This window comes from Flavobacterium cyanobacteriorum, assembly GCF_002251835.1.
GTDB lineage: Bacteria > Bacteroidota > Bacteroidia > Flavobacteriales > Flavobacteriaceae > Flavobacterium > Flavobacterium cyanobacteriorum.
The window spans coordinates 1-1,242 of record NZ_NOXV01000021.1; the positions used below are offsets into that span (position 1 = coordinate 1).

Genomic DNA, 1,242 nt, shown 5'->3' on the forward strand with positions numbered 1-1,242 from the left:
GGAGATAGTGCACCTGATAATCAATTTGTACAAGATTTTATTAGTGCCTATAATTATGATGTTGGTAATGGAGGCGGACAATCGTTAAAAGCAATAGCTGAAAATCCGTTTGCGACTGTTGATGTTCAAGAGCAAGGAATGGAAGGCTATTCAAGTGAAGTATACAGTAAGCAGGATGGAGCTTTTGGTGATAGCTTTAATGTAGTTTATTGGAATCCTAATTTGGGTCTTGAAACAACGAGTGGGTATATCCTTTCTCCTGCTACAGTATTAGAACATGAGGCGGGACATGCTTTAGGTAGTTTAATGAATACATCTGAAAATAGAAATTATGGGTCAGATGCACAATATGATAGTAAAGAGGAAAAAAGGGTAATAAGTGGGCCTGAACAACAGACTGCTAGAGCAAATGGTGAAATTCCTATGTTTTCTAGGTCTAGGTCTGACCACAAAGGTTTGCCTGTGGTTACAGATTCACCCATATCTAATAAAGTTAACAAGAATGCTACTTTTAAATTTCACAACAATAGAACATATAAAAATGAATCATTTACACCAAGCTATATTAAATACGCACCGTAATTTTATTTACTTCCTTATATTCTTTATGATGGTATCGTTAAATTATTCATGTAAGAACATAACCAATAGTCATAAAGTAAATGGTAAGGAAAGTGGTAATTATATAGAATTTTTTTATATGCCTCCACATGAAATGATATCATATAGATATTCGTGTGAAAAATTTAAAAGTGGACCGCTTCCTAAGGGAAGTGAAAGAGAATACTTAAAAGTTAGCGATGAAAAATTTAATTTACGATTCCATAGTTTGTATAACAGCTTACAACCTAGTAGTACGAGTAATTATGAAGTTGATGCTAGGATACAATTATTAGTTCATAGAAATAAAAAAGTAGATACTGTGTGTATGGGGACGGCACATGGAATAATTGTAAATGGGAGTTTAAAAGAAGATTCTAGTGAATTTTCAAAACTTGTAACTGATGAAATTATGAAAACTTATAAACCTCGTTTTTTAAGAAAATAATATATGAATGAATTTAGGGATGAGCAGTAATGTTTATCCTTTTGTTTTATAGCCGTTCCACACTACTATGCACCACAGCCATCAGCAACGCGAGTAAAGCAACTACCCGTGTAAGGTGGACCCGGTTGAGGTAAGGCTCATATAAGAACGGTGCTGGAAAGCCTCCAAAAGCGACCCATACCTGCCCTTTAGCC

General features: G+C 34.7%; 2 protein-coding genes. Both read left to right on the forward strand.

Annotated elements, in window-relative coordinates:
* Window positions 1-582: M91 family zinc metallopeptidase (locus CHU92_RS00155; protein WP_243389527.1), on the forward strand; the 582-nt coding region annotated here is incomplete at its 5' end.
* Between the two features lie 25 nt (window positions 583-607).
* Window positions 608-1,048 carry a hypothetical protein gene (locus CHU92_RS00160; protein ID WP_094411409.1) on the forward strand — a complete coding sequence of 147 codons (441 nt, stop codon included), beginning with the start codon at window positions 608-610 and terminating at the stop codon, window positions 1,046-1,048.
* Window positions 1,049-1,242: the final 194 nt, after the last annotated feature.

Bases quoted from the DNA above. Each gene is read 5' to 3' on its own strand.
- CHU92_RS00160 (WP_094411409.1), top strand. From the start codon at position 608: ATGATGGTATCGTTAAATTATTCATGTAAGAACATAACCAATAGTCAT.